This window comes from Virgibacillus sp. 7505 (assembly GCF_002272135.1).
Taxonomy (GTDB): domain Bacteria; phylum Bacillota; class Bacilli; order Bacillales; family Amphibacillaceae; genus Terribacillus.
In genome coordinates this window covers 1-214 of sequence record NZ_NPBF01000452.1, presented here as the reverse complement: position 1 = coordinate 214, position 214 = coordinate 1, and the positions used below count along the sequence as shown (strand labels likewise).

1 protein-coding gene is annotated in these 214 nt (G+C 46.7%); it reads right to left on the bottom strand.

Annotated elements, in window-relative coordinates:
• Positions 1-214: LCP family protein (locus CHH91_RS19750; protein WP_176465905.1), on the bottom strand; the 214-nt coding region annotated here is incomplete at both ends.

Below are 214 nucleotides of genomic sequence, written 5' to 3'. Positions count from 1 at the left end.
CCAAGGGTATTAATAACATCAACAAAGCCGTCCATATCAACCGCAATATAATGGTCGATAGGAATATGAAGCAGCTCCTCAACCGTTTGCACCATTAAATCGGGCCCTCCATAAGCGTGAGCATGGTTCAGCTTATCGGCCATACTGCGGCCAGCAATCTGTACTTTCGTATCCCGTGGGATGCTTACAAGCTTAACCGATTGTGCTTTGGCAT